15 protein-coding genes are annotated in these 14,174 nt (G+C 63.4%); 7 read left to right on the top strand and 8 right to left on the bottom strand.

The genetic code is table 11. The annotated features are described in order from the left end of the window. Positions 1-21 precede the first annotated feature (21 nt). From QCL51_RS09765 to QCL51_RS09740, 6 genes are all read right to left on the bottom strand, one after another. Positions 22-1,074, bottom strand: a complete 1,053-nt coding sequence (locus tag QCL51_RS09765; protein WP_338444804.1) for a DUF1615 domain-containing protein — start codon at positions 1,072-1,074, stop codon at positions 22-24. A gap of 26 nt (positions 1,075-1,100) precedes the next feature. After that, positions 1,101-1,652: a hydrolase gene (locus tag QCL51_RS09760; protein WP_338444803.1), complete on the bottom strand. Its 552-nt coding sequence runs from the start codon at positions 1,650-1,652 to the stop codon at positions 1,101-1,103. Between the two features lie 57 nt (positions 1,653-1,709). Beyond that, positions 1,710-2,429, bottom strand: a complete 720-nt coding sequence (locus QCL51_RS09755) for an alpha/beta fold hydrolase (RefSeq protein ID WP_101195979.1) — start codon at positions 2,427-2,429, stop codon at positions 1,710-1,712. Then, a complete protein-coding gene (locus QCL51_RS09750; protein ID WP_003256222.1) occupies positions 2,426-2,647 on the bottom strand; it encodes an MbtH family protein in 222 nt (73 codons plus the stop codon). Before QCL51_RS09750 ends, QCL51_RS09755 begins: the two co-directional genes overlap by 4 nt. A 134-nt stretch (positions 2,648-2,781) precedes the next feature. Further along, complete coding sequence (locus QCL51_RS09745; RefSeq protein ID WP_338444802.1) at positions 2,782-3,183, bottom strand: hypothetical protein; 402 nt, start codon at positions 3,181-3,183, stop codon at positions 2,782-2,784. Positions 3,184-3,209: 26 nt separating this feature from the next. Then, positions 3,210-4,094 carry a LysR family transcriptional regulator gene (locus QCL51_RS09740; RefSeq protein WP_028697654.1) on the bottom strand — a complete coding sequence of 295 codons (885 nt, stop codon included), beginning with the start codon at positions 4,092-4,094 and terminating at the stop codon, positions 3,210-3,212. 146 nt (positions 4,095-4,240) lie between these two features. Between QCL51_RS09740 and QCL51_RS09735 the strand changes: the two genes are divergently transcribed. Further along, a complete protein-coding gene (locus tag QCL51_RS09735) occupies positions 4,241-5,260 on the top strand; it encodes an alpha/beta hydrolase (protein ID WP_103444207.1) in 1,020 nt (339 codons plus the stop codon). 205 nt (positions 5,261-5,465) lie between these two features. Here QCL51_RS09735 and QCL51_RS09730 read toward each other — a convergent pair whose 3' ends face one another. Then, complete coding sequence (locus QCL51_RS09730; RefSeq protein WP_003256229.1) at positions 5,466-5,759, bottom strand: DUF1330 domain-containing protein; 294 nt, start codon at positions 5,757-5,759, stop codon at positions 5,466-5,468. 78 nt (positions 5,760-5,837) lie between these two features. On the opposite strand from QCL51_RS09730, the gene ribBA reads away from it, so the two are divergent. The 6 genes from ribBA (at position 5,838) to QCL51_RS09700 (ending at position 12,676) form a co-directional block, all read left to right on the top strand. After that, complete coding sequence (gene ribBA / locus QCL51_RS09725; protein ID WP_021784241.1) at positions 5,838-6,959, top strand: bifunctional 3,4-dihydroxy-2-butanone-4-phosphate synthase/GTP cyclohydrolase II; 1,122 nt, start codon at positions 5,838-5,840, stop codon at positions 6,957-6,959. Positions 6,960-7,289: 330 nt separating this feature from the next. Beyond that, complete coding sequence (locus QCL51_RS09720; protein WP_274148307.1) at positions 7,290-8,315, top strand: ABC transporter substrate-binding protein; 1,026 nt, start codon at positions 7,290-7,292, stop codon at positions 8,313-8,315. Next, positions 8,312-9,229 (top strand): ABC transporter permease, encoded by a 918-nt coding sequence (locus QCL51_RS09715; protein WP_338444799.1) that lies wholly within the window; start codon positions 8,312-8,314, stop codon positions 9,227-9,229. The genes QCL51_RS09720 and QCL51_RS09715 overlap by 4 nt, the downstream gene beginning before the upstream one ends. 6 nt (positions 9,230-9,235) lie before the next feature. After that, positions 9,236-10,045 (top strand): ABC transporter permease, encoded by an 810-nt coding sequence (locus QCL51_RS09710; RefSeq protein ID WP_021784244.1) that lies wholly within the window; start codon positions 9,236-9,238, stop codon positions 10,043-10,045. A 19-nt stretch (positions 10,046-10,064) separates the two neighbouring features. Continuing rightward, complete coding sequence (locus QCL51_RS09705) at positions 10,065-11,213, top strand: ABC transporter ATP-binding protein (RefSeq protein WP_021784245.1); 1,149 nt, start codon at positions 10,065-10,067, stop codon at positions 11,211-11,213. Between the two features lie 155 nt (positions 11,214-11,368). Beyond that, positions 11,369-12,676 (top strand): phosphate ABC transporter substrate-binding/OmpA family protein, encoded by a 1,308-nt coding sequence (locus QCL51_RS09700; RefSeq protein WP_338444797.1) that lies wholly within the window; start codon positions 11,369-11,371, stop codon positions 12,674-12,676. A 112-nt stretch (positions 12,677-12,788) separates the two neighbouring features. Here the strand turns inward: QCL51_RS09700 and gorA are convergent, their stop codons facing one another. Continuing rightward, on the bottom strand, positions 12,789-14,144 hold the full coding sequence (gene gorA / locus QCL51_RS09695) for a glutathione-disulfide reductase (protein ID WP_338444796.1): 1,356 nt from the start codon (positions 14,142-14,144) through the stop codon (positions 12,789-12,791). Positions 14,145-14,174: the final 30 nt, after the last annotated feature.

Below are 14,174 nucleotides of genomic sequence, written 5' to 3'. Positions count from 1 at the left end.
GCCGGCAGAGGCAACACATGACTAACGCTTCATGCACCGCTGATAACGCTCATCCACCCGCCCGGCAAACCATGCCGTGGTCAGCTTGCGGGTAATCTTCGGGCTCTTCAGCTCGATGCCCGGTAGCACTGCGCGGGGCACCGGTTTGCCGGCTTTGGCATCCGCCAGGGCAAACACCCCGCTGTACAGCTTGCTGTCTTCGAACGCCAGGCTGTCACCCTCCTCCAACTGGCTTCGGATCTGCGGGTTACGCAGCCCCAGCTTCACCCCCAGCTTGCGCGCGGCCAGCTCGGTGCTTCCCGGCATGATCGCCCCCGGCGCCACCAGGTCGCCGTCCAGTGCCAACTTCACCCCCGTGACCTTGCTCAATGCCGCCTGGAATGCCGCATTGCGGCTGGCGTACCAGCCCGCGTTGAAGTCGGCAAACCGGTAAAGCTGACGCTCGTAGTTGGCCGGGTAGCCCAACAGGTGGGCAATACCGAAATACATGCCGCCGCGCCGGCTGAACACTTCCTGGCGAATCGTGCCTTCATGGCTGTAGGGGTAATCCCTTGCATGCTTTTCGGCGAAGTCGATGCTGACCTGCATCGGCCCGCCGGTGTGCACCGGATTCAGCCCGTCCAGCAAGGTCTTGCCCAGCGGCAGGCGTGCAACGACTTCGTCGTACAGTTCACTCAACTGCTTTTCGCTGCGCACCGTCTGCAACCGCTGCTGGTAGCTCTTGCCGTTGCCCGACGGCGTCTTCAGCGCACCGTCGACCAGCAGTTTGGGAATATGCAGGCGCGCAGCGCGGCGGTCGATCTCCTGGCGCGCGATACGCCCAAGGTTGGGCACCTGCGGGTCCGCAGTGAAGGTCGACTCCTGTTCGGTCACCGCCAGCACTGCGCACAGGTTGCTTTTACTGGGCGCTATGCGCTGGGCTTCGAAGGCTGCCTGGATATCCTTGGCCCAACCCTCGCGGTCCTTGACCTGGGCGGGTAACAGCCGCAACAGCTGCGCACGGACTTTCGCCGGGTCCGCTTCGGGCGCTTCTTCGCGGCGCCCGGCACAGCCTTGCAACAGCACCAGGGCCATCACCGAAATGGCCAGTAACCGGCCGTTCAGGGCTGTTCACCGACCAGATAGGTTTTGCTGATGTGGCGGAACTGCGGGTGCCCGGCACTGCCCATCAATTCGAACAACACCATCTCGCGGGTCACCACCTGCGCGCCGGCGGCACGCATGCGCGCCAGGCCTGCGGCCTTGCTGGCCGGGGTGCGGCTGTCGCAGGCATCCTCGACCACGAACACTTGCTTGCCCAGCGCCAGCAGGCCAAGCACGGTTTGCAGCACGCAAACATGGGTTTCCATGCCGCAGACGATCACTTGATCGCGCGCCATCAGGCTGGCTGGCAGGCACTCGGCGGCCACGCAGGAAAAGTGACTTTTCTCCACCACGTCGGCTGTCGGGGCTGCGGCCAGCAGTTCGGCCAGGGTATGGCCCAGGCCTTTGGGGTACTGCTCGGAAATCACTGTCGGCAGCGCCAGCTCGGCAGTCGCCGCCAGCAACCAGCGGGCCCGTGCCCGAGTGCCTTCGGGATCGCTCATGGCACTGATGAGTTTTTCCTGGATGTCGACGACCAGCAGCGTGGCCTTGAGTGGATCGATCAGCATTGCCTGCCTCTTGCCTGGGAAAAACCCTAGCCTCCCCCAGGCAAGCGGTGACGTCAATCAGGCGGACAGCCGAAGCGGCTGCAGTGACGCGGTAAGCGCAGCGAGCACACGGTCTTCCTGCTCATGGATGAAGAAATGGCCACCTGGGAACATCTGCAGCGAGAACGCGCCGTGGGTTTCATTGCGCCATGCCCGCAGTTGCTCATCACTGGCCCGGTCATCCACGCCACCCAGCACATGCAGGGGGCACTGCAACGCCGGTCGCTGGCGGTATGCATAAGTGCCGCACAACAGAAAATCGGCACGCAAGGTCGGCAAGGTCAGGCTCATCAGCTCCGCGTTGGCCAACACTTCCTCAGGCGTGCCCTGCAGCTCGCGCAACTCGCTGATCAGCTCAGCGTCGCTCTTGGGCTCGCGCCAGTTGTTGCCGTCGTAGTCTTCACGCCGGGTAGGTGCAGCGGTGCCGCAGGCGAACAAGGCCAGCGGCGCCGGGCAGCCCAACGCCTGCAGCTCATGGGCCAGCTCGAAGGCCAGCAGTGCACCCAGGCTGTGGCCGAGCAGCGCATAAGGAGCACTTGCCGCCAGCCGCTGCTCGCTGGCCAGTTGCCGGGCCAGACCTTGCATGTCGGTGTGCAGCGACTCGCCCATGCGCGCACCCCGCCCGGGCAACTCTACCGGGCGCACCTGCAACCAGGCCGGCAGCTTGCGCCGCCAGCGGCTGTAGACCATGGCGCTGGCCCCGGAGTACGGCAGGCACAGCAGGTTCAGCACGGTCACTGGGCGGCAGCTTCGGCCATTTTCTGGCGCAGGCTCAGCGGGCGCATGTCGGTCCAGACTTCATCGATGTAGGCCAGGCAGTCCTTCTTCAGGCCGCTTTTGCCCACGGCTCGCCAGCCGTTGGGGATGGCTTTGTAGTCGGGCCAGATCGAGTACTGCTCTTCGTGGTTGACCACTACCTGGAACTGGATATCGTCGCGGTCGAAAACGGAAGTCATTGCCTGTCTCCTTAAATGATGATGCCGCTGCGCGCCTGGCGCAGAGTGGCTTTCAAATAGACGTAGCAAGCGGTGTAAAAATTAACGGAATTGACTCGCTCCCATGCGGGCTCGGCCGGTGCCGGTATCAACGCTCAGGTACCACGCAACAGGTCGTGCGTATCGAGCAACCGGAACGCAACCTGCGGATTACGCTCCAGCCCACGCCGGATCGCCGCCGGGATAGACTGCCGGGTCTTGCGGCACAGCCCGGGCTGGTCGTCCAGTTCGATGACGATGCCGCGCATGGTCCGTACCTCGTTGTAACCGGGGGTGATGTGCACGCGGATGCCGAGGTTTTCGTACAGGCGCTGCTGCAGACGTTGGAGGTCTTCCAGATCCTTCAGGTTTTCCAGGCGTTCGAGCAGGCGTTTTTCCTCCTGCCGGGTCAGCAGGAGGATACGCTGGGCCGCCTGCGGATGGTCGGCCAGCTGTTCGCGGCCGCAGTCGCAGGCGCCAGGGGGGCAAGGTTGGCGTAAAGGAACAGGGGTACTCATAGGGCAAGCATAGCCTGTACCGACGGTCAGAGCTGCGCCAGCCGCGCACGCAGGAAGCTGACAAAACCCTGCACCGGCCGCGCCACCTGCCGGTGCTGCGGATACACAGCCGACAGCTGCAGCGCGGGCGGACGCCACCCATCCAGAACCGTCACCAGTTGCCCCTCCGCCAACGCCTGCCCAACGATAAAGGTCGGCAGGTAAGTAACCCCCATCCCGGCAATCGCAGCGCCCCGCAGCAACTCGCCATTGTTCGCCCGCATGCGCCCGGTCACCTGAATTGCCTGGGCTTTACCACCTTTGTGGAACTGCCACTGCACCTGCCGCGAATGCCCATAGGGCAGGCAGTCATGTGCGGCGAGCTCATCCGGTTTTTCCGGCACTCCCCGTGCTTGCAAATACGCCGGGCTTGCACAGTAGACGCGCTCGACACTGGCGATACGCCGGGCGATCAGGCTGGAGTCCTCCAGTGCACCAATCCGCAGCGCCAGATCATAGCCTTCACCAATCAGGTCCACGGCGCGGTCGCTCAGGTCTACCTCCACATCGACCTGGGGGTGCAGTTGCAGAAACTCGGTCAGCAGGCAGCCCAGGTGCGCCATGGCAAACGACAGCGGCGCACTGAGGCGCAAGGTGCCGCGCAGGACCTGGGCCTGACCGCTGATGTCGTGCTCGACCTGCTGCACTTCACCCAGCAAGCGCAGGGCCGACTGGTAGTAGTGCTGCCCCAGTGGCGTGGCATCGAGGCGCCGGGTGGAGCGGTTGAGCAGACGCACGCCCAGGCGCTCTTCAAGCTGCATCAGGCGCCGGCTGACCGATTGCTTGGACATGCCCAGACGGTCGGCGGCAGCAGTGAAACTGCCGGCCTCCATCACCTGGGCAAAGATCCGCATGTCTTCGTAAGGGTTCATTGTCTCGCTCTTGCTGACAGTCAAACACTTTATAGCGGCTTTTTCCCACGAGTGCATCTGCCTAATCTACGCACAAGTCGCAGCGATGGCCCCACAGGCCAGGCAAGACGCCCACTACCAACACTTGTACAGAAAAGGATTCGCTCATGAACATTGTCCACAAAGCCCTCACCACTTCACTCCTGGCCCTGTCCGTTTCCAGTGCCTTCGCCGCAGGCAGCCCAGGTGTCGAACAACACACCCAGGCCTTCCTCGAAGCCCTGGAGAAAGGGGGTGGCAAGCCGCTGGAACAGCTCACCCCGAACGACGCCCGCGCAGTACTGACCGGCGCCCAAGCCTCGGTCAAGGTCGACCTCTCAGGCATCGAAGTGAAGGAACGCACCATTGAGGCCAACGGCCAGTCGATCAAGCTGCAAGTGGTACGCCCGACCAATGTCAAAGGTGATCTGCCGGTGTTCATGTTCTTCCACGGCGGCGGTTGGGTGCTGGGCGACTTCCCGACCCACCAGCGACTGATCCGCGACCTGGTGGTCGGCTCGGGTGCAGTGGCGGTCTATGTGGACTACACCCCGTCACCAGAAGCGCACTACCCGACGGCGATCAACCAGGCGTACGCCGCGACCCGCTGGGTGGCCGAGCATGGCAAGGAGATCGGCGTGGATGGCAAGCGCCTGGCTGTAGCCGGCAACAGCGTCGGCGGCAACATGGCGGCGGTGGTTGCACTCAAGGCCAAAGAAGCCGGCACCCCTGCCCTGCGCTTCCAGTTGCTGCTGTGGCCGGTGACCGATGCCAGCTTCGAGACAGCGTCGTACAAGCAGTTTGCCGAAGGACACTTCCTGACCACCGGGATGATGAAGTGGTTCTGGAACAACTACACCCTTGATGCAAAGGCACGGGCGCAGATTTACGCCTCGCCGCTGCGGGCGTCCGCCGAACAGCTGAAGGGCTTGCCACCGGCCCTGGTGCAAACGGCTGAGTTCGATGTGCTTCGGGATGAAGGTGAGGCGTATGCCCGCAAGTTGAACGCGGCGGGCGTGACAGTAACCTCGGTGCGCTACAACGGAATGATTCATGACTATGGGCTGCTCAACCCGTTGAGCCAAGTGCCGGCAGTAAAGGCGGCGCTGCGGCAGGCGGGCAACGAACTTAAAGTGCATCTGCAGTGAGGCGATGAGCAAAAGACCCGCCTGGGCGGGTCTTTTGCTTCTATTTGCGGAAACGGCCCGCAGGCTTCAATGAATCTGCCATCGGTGCGGCAGGTCCGGCCCTTTCGCGGGTAAACCCGCTCCTACACAGGCCACCACAACCGTCAAATTTTGTGGTGGCCTGTGTAGGAGCGGGTTTACCCGCGAAAGGGCCGGCAAATCCTGCTCAGGGCTCAAACCCTTCCACAATGATCACCTCAGCCTTCGCCACTCCTTGGCGATGGCTGCATGCCTCTTGGTACAGCGCGGAGCGGTAACAGGCGACGGCCTGCGCGTACGAATCGAACTCGATCACCACGCTACGCTGAGGTGTAGCCCTCCCTTCCATCGCCTCGCTGCGCCCGCCACGGGCCAGGAAGCGACCGCCGAATGCCTTGAAGGCAGCCGGGGCGCGCTGGGTGTACTGCTGGTATTGCTCGGGGTCGGTCACGTCCACATGGGCGATCCAGTAGGCCTTCATGTGCTGCTCTCCTGTTACGGCGATATTTGTGTATGATGGTATACCATAAAATTCACCCCACCACAGTGAGCGTGCACCATGGCTTTCAACACCATCGAGGAACTTCTCGAGGACTACCGGCAAGGCAAGATGGTCCTGCTGGTGGATGACGAGGACCGGGAAAACGAAGGCGACCTGCTGATCGCCGCAGAGCGTTGCGACGCCCAGGCCATCAACTTCATGGCCCGCGAGGCGCGCGGGCTGATCTGCCTGACCTTGACCGACGATCACTGCCAGCGCCTTGGCCTGGAGCAGATGGTTCCGGCCAACGGTAGCGTGTTCAGCACCGCGTTCACCGTGTCGATCGAGGCGGCCACCGGGGTCACCACCGGCATTTCCGCCGCTGACCGGGCTCGCACCGTGGCAGCAGCGATGGCCCCCAACGCTCGCCCCGAAGACCTGGTACAACCTGGCCACATCTTCCCCCTGCGCGCCCGCGAAGGCGGCGTGCTGACGCGTGCTGGCCACACTGAAGCCGGCTGCGACCTTGCACGACTGGCCGGTTTCAGTCCGGCCTCGGTCATCGTTGAAGTGCTGAACGACGACGGCACCATGGCCCGCCGCCCCGATCTGGAGGTGTTCGCCGCCCGGCATGGCATCAAGATCGGCACCATCGCCGACCTGATCCACTACCGTCTGAGCACCGAGCAGACCATCAAACGCATCGGCGAGCGCGAGCTACCGACCGTGCATGGCACCTTCCGCCTAGTCACCTATGAAGACCGCATCGAAGGTGGCGTGCACATGGCCATGGTCATGGGCGACATTCGCCGCGAACAACCCACCCTGGTGCGGGTGCATGTGATTGACCCGCTGCGCGACCTGGTCGGTGCCGAATACGCAGGCCCCGCCAACTGGACGTTGTGGGCGGCGCTGCAGAAGGTGGCCGATGAAGGTGCTGGCGTCGTGGTGATCCTGGCCAACCACGAATCCTCCCAGGCCTTGCTTGAGCGCGTGCCACAACTGACCCACCCTGTGCGGCCCTATCAACGTGGCCAGTCCAAGGTGTATTCCGAAGTGGGTACCGGGGCGCAGATTCTGCAGGACCTTGGCGTGGGCAAGCTGCGTCACCTGGGGCCACCGCTGAAATACGCGGGGCTGGCGGGCTATGAGCTGGAGGTGGTGCAGAGCATCCCGTTCGACCCGGGGATGGATGGCTGAGAACACACAAGCAATTGATTTAGCGGGGCCCTGTAGGAGGGGGTTTACCCGCGAATGCGAGGGTGACACCACCGACGCATTCGCGGGTAAACCCGCTCCTACAGGGCCCTTGGTGCTTTTGACAGGGCGGAGTGATGGCCGGTCGGCCCATACCTCTTGCCAAAATCTTGGAATACCATAATATGATATCCCGTAGACCTTGAGTCTACAGGCCGGCATCTACAATTAAAAACGGCCACCAGAACACTTTGTTTTAGCTGCTCCCCGAACACTATTGGCGGGCGCACCAAAAGCCCCGCCTCGAATAACAAAAGCAACGAGGGCGTAACCATGCTGTTAAGCAAACGTGTAACCGCAGTGCTGTCTGCCAGCCTGCTGACCCTGGCATGTCAGGCCACCCAGGCCGCCGACAGCCTCAACTTCGTCAGCTGGGGCGGTACGACCCAGGACGCCCAGAAAGAAGCGTGGGCTGTACCGTTTACCAAAGCCACGAACATCAAGGTCGTGCAGGACGGCCCCACCGACTACGGCAAGCTCAAAGCCATGGTCGAGAGCGGTAACGTGCAGTGGGACGTGGTCGACGTCGAAGCCGACTTTGCCCTGCGTGCCGCCAGCGAAGGCCTGCTCGAACCCCTCGACTTCACCCAGATCAAGCGCGACAAGATCGACCCACGCTTCGTCTCCGATCATGGCGTCGGCTCATTCTTCTTCTCCTTCGTGCTCGGCTACAACGAAGGCAAGCTCGGCGCCAACAAGCCGGTGGACTGGACCGCGCTGTTCGACACCAAGACCTACCCCGGCAAGCGAGCCCTGTACAAATGGCCCAGCCCAGGCGTGCTGGAACTGGCCCTGCTGGCCGACGGCGTAGCCCCCGACAAGCTGTACCCGCTGGACCTGGACCGCGCCTTCAAGAAGCTCGACACCATCAAGAAAGACATCGTCTGGTGGGGCGGTGGCGCCCAGTCTCAGCAGTTGCTGGCCTCGGGTGAAGCTTCGCTCGGCCAGTTCTGGAATGGCCGCGTCTACGCCCTGCAGCAAGACGGTGCACCGGTGGGCGTGAGCTGGAAGCAGAACCTGGTCATGGCCGACTTCCTGGTCATCCCCAAAGGCGCCAAGAACAAGGACGCGGCGATGAAATTCCTGGCCAACGCCAGCAGCGCCGAAGGCCAGGCCGAATTCGCCAACAAGACCGCCTACGCGCCGGTCAACGTCGACAGCGTGGCCAAACTGGACAAAGACCTCGCGCCAAACCTGCCAACTGCCTACGCCCAGGACCAGGTCACCCTCGACTTCGCCTACTGGGCCAAAAACGGTCAAGCCATCGCGGCCCGCTGGAATGAGTGGTTGGTCAAATGAAAGTCGCCATCAACGCCCTGCACAATGCGCAAGGTGCCCCCACGGGTGCCGGCGCCCCGGGCACCATCCCGCGCCGCGCAAGCCTGAGCCAGCGCTGGAAAGGCAGCCGCAACCTGCTGCCCGCCCTGCTGTTCCTTGGCGTGTTCTTCTTCGCGCCACTGATCGGCCTGTTGCTGCGCGGGGTGCTGGAACCCACCCCGGGGCTGGGTAATTACGAGCAGCTATTTGCCAACTCGGCCTACGCGCGTGTGCTGTTCAACACCTTTTCGGTGGCCGGCGTGGTTACCCTGATCAGCGTGCTGCTGGGCTTCCCGCTGGCCTGGGCGATCACCCTGGTGCCCAAGGGCTGGGGCCGCTGGCTGCTGAACATCGTGCTGTTGTCGATGTGGACCAGCCTGCTGGCGCGCACCTACTCGTGGCTGGTGCTGCTGCAAGGCTCGGGGGTGATCAACAAGGCGTTGATGGCCACGGGCATCATCGATGCCCCGCTGGAAATGGTGCACAACCTCACCGGCGTGGTGATCGGCATGAGCTACATCATGATCCCGTTCATCGTGCTGCCACTGCAGGCGACCATGCACGCCATCGACCCGATGGTGCTGCAGGCAGGTTCGATCTGTGGCGCCAGCCCGTGGACCAACTTCTGGAAGGTGTTTCTGCCGCTGTGCCGGTCGGGGCTGTTCTCCGGGGCACTGATGGTGTTCGTGATGTCGCTCGGTTACTACGTCACCCCGGCGCTGCTGGGGGGTGCGCAGAACATGATGCTGCCCGAATTCATCATCCAGCAGGTGCAGTCGTTCCTCAACTGGGGCCTGGCCAGCGCTGCCGCCGCACTCCTGGTAGCGATCACCCTGGTGCTCTTTTACCTGTACCTGAAGCTGCAGCCGGAATCCCCGGTTGGCAACGCGAGGTAAACCGCCATGCTCCTGTCTCCCAATGCCATGGGCCGCCCGCTGCGTACGGGCCTGTACCTGACCACCGGGGTCATCGCGGCCTTCCTGCTGCTGCCGGTGGTGTTCATCGTGTTGCTGTCATTCGGCTCGTCACAGTGGCTGGTGTTCCCGCCACCGGGCTGGACCTTCAAGTGGTATGGCCAGTTCTTTTCCAACCCGGAGTGGATGGAGGCCGCGCTGGCCAGCCTGAAGGTGGCCATGCTGACCACGGTCGCCGCCGTGCTGCTGGGCCTGCCCACCGCGTTCGCCCTCGTGCGTGGCCGCTTCCCGGGCCGCGAACTGCTGTACGGGCTCTTCACCATGCCGATGATCGTACCGCTGGTGATCATTGCCGTGGCGGTGTACGCGCTGTTCCTCAAGCTTGGCTACACCGGCACGCTGTTTGCGTTCGTGGTCAGCCACGTGATCGTCGCCCTGCCGTTCACCATCATCTCGATCATCAACTCGCTGAAACTGTTCGACCAGTCGATCGAAGACGCCGCGGTGATCTGCGGCGCCTCGCGCCTGCAGGCCATCTTCAAGGTGACCTTCCCGGCCATTCGTCCCGGCATGATCGCCGGTGGCCTGTTCGCCTTCCTGGTGTCATGGGATGAAGTGGTGCTGAGCGTGATGATGGCCAGCCCCGACCTGCAGACCCTGCCAGTGAAGATGTGGACCACCCTGCGCCAGGACCTCAGCCCGGTGATCGCCGTGGCCTCGACCCTGCTGATTGGCCTGTCGCTGCTTGTCATGTTCATTGCCGCCGCCTTGCGCCGGCGCACCGAAACCAACGCCTGAGCGCGCGGAGATAACAACAATGAGTGCAGTGATCAAAGACAACGCGCACGGCAAGGCCCTGGTCAGCCTGCGCGGCCTGAACAAGCACTACGGCGACTTCACCGCCGTGGACAACCTCGACCTGGAGATCCAGGACGGCGAGTTCCTGACCTTCCTCGGTTCCAGCGGGTCGGGCAAGTCCACCACCCTGTCGATGCTGGCCGGCTTCGAAACACCGAGCAGCGGCGAGATCCTGGTCGACGGCCAGTCGCTGGTCAACGTGCCACCGCACAAGCGTGACATCGGCATGGTGTTCCAACGGTACTCGCTGTTCCCGCACCTGAATGTGCGTGACAACATCGCCTTCCCACTGGCCATTCGCAAACTCGGCGCTGCCGAAACCGCCAAGCGCGTCGACGCCATGCTCAAGCTGGTGCAACTGGAACAGTTCGCCCACCGCAAACCCTCGCAAATGTCGGGCGGCCAGCAGCAGCGCGTGGCGATTGCCCGGGCGCTGGTGTACGAACCACGTATCCTGCTGATGGACGAGCCGCTCGGCGCGCTGGACAAGAAACTGCGTGAAGACCTGCAGGACGAACTGCGCCAGTTGCATCGCCGCCTGGGCATCACCATCGTCTATGTCACCCACGACCAGGAAGAAGCCATGCGCCTGTCACAGCGCATCGCCATTTTCAGCCACGGCAAGATCGTCGGCCTGGGCACCGGTTACGACCTGTACCAGAACCCACCGAATGCCTTTGTCGCATCGTTCCTGGGCAACTCCAACTTCCTGCGGATCAAGGCCAGCAGCAACGGCGCGGGCAGCTTCGAAGGCCAGCCAGTGGCCATTCGCTTGACCCCGGGGCTGACCGCCTCGCAGGATGCACTGATCATGGTGCGCCCGGAAAAAGCCGTGGCCCTGACCGCTGAGCAGGCCACGCGCGAGCCGCTGCCGGCGGGTTGGAACGAGGTCAGTGCCAAGGTTGGTGAAGTGCTGTTCCTGGGTGAAAGCCAGACCTGCCATGTGGTAACTGCAGGGGGTACCGAGTTGACCGTGAAGGCACTGTCGGCGGCGGGCATGCCGATGCAGCCGGGCGACAACGTGAAGGTGCGCTGGGCAGTGGCCGACGCTTGCATTTATACCGAATGGGCCGAGAGTGACCTGAGCAAGTCGGCCGGGGCGCATTAACGCTCTTCTGCGTTGCAGCGCCTGCCAGATCGAGCACCGTCCGCGCGGCGCTCGACCTGACAGGCGCTGCACGATTGGAGGCGTACACCCCGTCACATTATCATCACGCCATTGTCGTAATCTGCCGGCCAACTCTATGCCACAGGCCACCCGGCATGCTCCGCCTGCTTGTCTTGCTGCTCACCCTGCTACCACTCGCGACCTTGGCTGAGCCCCTGCACCTGCGCGTGCAAGGCTCCAACACCATCGGCGCGGCCTTGCTGCCGGCGCTGGTACAGGGGCAATTGCGCGCGCAGCAGGCCACAGCCATCGAACAACAACCGGGCAAGGTTGCCAACGAGTGGGTGATTACCGCCCGCGACGTGCACGGCCAGCCCTTGCGCATCGACATTGCCGCCCACGGCTCAAGCACCGGCTTTGTCGCACTGGGCCGTGGCGAAGCGGACCTGGCCGCTGCCTCGCGGCCGATCAACGACAGTGAAGTCCGCCAGTTGCAGGCGCTGGGTGACCTGCGCGCAGCTGGTGCCGAACATGTGATCGGACTCGACGGCGTCGCAGTCTTCGTCCACCCCGACAACCCAATTCCCCAACTGAACACTCGGCAACTGGCGCAAATTTTTTCCGGGCAGATCCAGCGCTGGGAACAACTGGGCATACCTGGCGGGGCCATTCACCTGTATGCCCGAGACGACCGTTCCGGGACTTTCGAGACCTTCAAGGCACTGGTGCTGGAACCCCAGCACGGCGAGCTTTCGGCCAAAGCCAGGCGCTTCGAGTCCAGCGACGAACTGGCGGAGCGCGTGGGTAACGACCGCCAGGCCATCGGTTTCAGCAGCTTAGCCGCCGTACACGGGGCCAAGGTGCTCGCGGTGGCCGAGGGCGACGCGCCGGCCATGCTGCCGGAGCGCGCACGGGTGGCCAGCGAGGACTACCCGCTCTCGCGGCGCCTGTACTTTTACCTGCCAGCCAACCCCAAGCCCCAGGCCAAGGCCCTGGCCGATTTCGCTCAGAGCCCGGCCGGCCAGGCGATCATCGCCCAGCAGGGTTTCGTTTCGCAGCAGGTCAAGGCCGTGTCTGTTGCCCCCCAACGTGACATGCCACCGCGCTATCGTACCTTGGCCCGGCAAGCGCAGCGCCTGAGTGTGAACTTCCGTTTCCAGGAAGGAAGCGCCAGCCTGGACAACAAGGCCCTGCGCGATGTGCAGCGGGTGGCAGAGTACCTGCGCCAGGCCGGGAAGCTACAGGGCAAGGCAGTGCTGGTTGGGTTCGGCGACCCCAAGGAAACCCCCGGGCGCGCAGCCCTGCTCTCCCGCCTGCGCGCGCAAGCGGTGCGCCGCGAACTCGCGCGCGGAGGGGTGGAGGTGATGCAGGTGACCGGGATGGGCGATGAATTGCCAGTGGCCGGGAATGACCTGGAGCAAGGCCGGCTGCGCAACCGGCGGGTCGAAGTGTGGGTGTATTGATCCGGCCCTGTACACATCCCTGTAACAGCCTTTTTGCTGCAAAGAGGCCCGAACAAGGGCCCCATCGCAGCACAAGGCTGCTTCTACAGGCTGTACAGCAGGCTCCGCGTTATCAGCGGGTGACTGTGCGCATGGTCACGAACTCTTCAGCCGCCGTCGGGTGCACGCCGATGGTTTCGTCGAACTGCTGCTTGGTCGCACCGGCTTTAAGCGCAATGCCCAGGCCCTGAATGATCTCGCCAGCGTCAGGACCGACCATGTGGCAGCCCAGCACCTTGTCGGTCTCGGCATCGACCACCAACTTCATCAGGGTCTTTTCCTGAATGTCGGTCAGGGTCAGCTTCATGGCCCGGAAGCGGCTTTCGAATACCTGCACCTTGTGCCCGGCCTCCAGCGCCTGCTCTTCGGTCAGGCCCACGGTACCGATTGGCGGCTGGCTGAACACCGCAGTGGGGATGTTCTGGTAATCCACCGGGCGGTATTGCTCGGGTTTGAACAGGCGCCGCGCCACGGCCATGCCTTCAGCCAAGGCCACTGGAGTCAACTGCACACGGCCGATCACATCGCCAATGGCAAGTATCGAGGGCGCGGTGGTCCGGTACTGCTCATCAACCCGGATGTAGCCGCACGCATCCAGCTCGACGCCGGTGTTTTCCAGGCCCAGATTGTCCAGCATCGGGCGCCGGCCAGTGGCATAGAACACACAGTCGGCTACCAGCTCGCGGCCGTCCTTGAGCGTGGCCTTGAGGCGGCCATCTTCGAGCTTGTCGATGCGCTGGATGTCGGCGTTGAACTGCAAGTCGAGGCCGCGCTTTTCCAGCTCTTCCTTCAGGTGGGTGCGCACCGAGCCATCGAAGCCGCGCAGGAACAGGTCGCCACGGTACAGCAGTGAGGTGTCGGCACCCAGGCCCTGGAAGATGCCGGCAAATTCGACGGCGATATACCCCCCGCCTACCACCAGCACGCGGCGCGGCAGGCTCTTGAGGTAGAAAGCTTCGTTGGAGGTGATGGCCAGTTCCTTGCCGGGGATGTCCGGTACCTGCGGCCAGCCACCGGTAGCGATGAGGATGTGTTCGGCGGTGTAGCGCTGACCGTCCACTTCCACTTCATTGGCACCCGTCAGACGCGCGTGGCCCTGCAACAGGGTCACCCCGCTGTTGACCAGCAGGTTACGGTAGATACCGTTGAGGCGCTCGATTTCCCGATTCTTGTTGGCAATCAGGGTGCCCCAGTCGAAATGCCCCTCTTCCAACGTCCAGCCGAAACCCGCGGCCTGCTCCAGCTCATCGGCAACGTGCGCGCCGTACACCAGCAGCTTTTTCGGCACACAACCGACGTTGACGCAGGTCCCCCCCAGGTAGCGGCTTTCAGCCACTGCCACTTTGGCGCCAAAACCGGCAGCAAAACGCGCTGCGCGTACACCACCGGACCCGGCGCCAATCACGAACAGATCAAAATCGAAGGCCATGTATTCACTCTCCTAGGCAGGCGTCCAGCA

This window comes from Pseudomonas sp. LTR0 (assembly GCF_036630035.1).
Classification (GTDB): domain Bacteria; phylum Pseudomonadota; class Gammaproteobacteria; order Pseudomonadales; family Pseudomonadaceae; genus Aquipseudomonas; species Aquipseudomonas putida_Y.
This window is presented reverse-complemented; position numbering and strand designations above follow the sequence as displayed.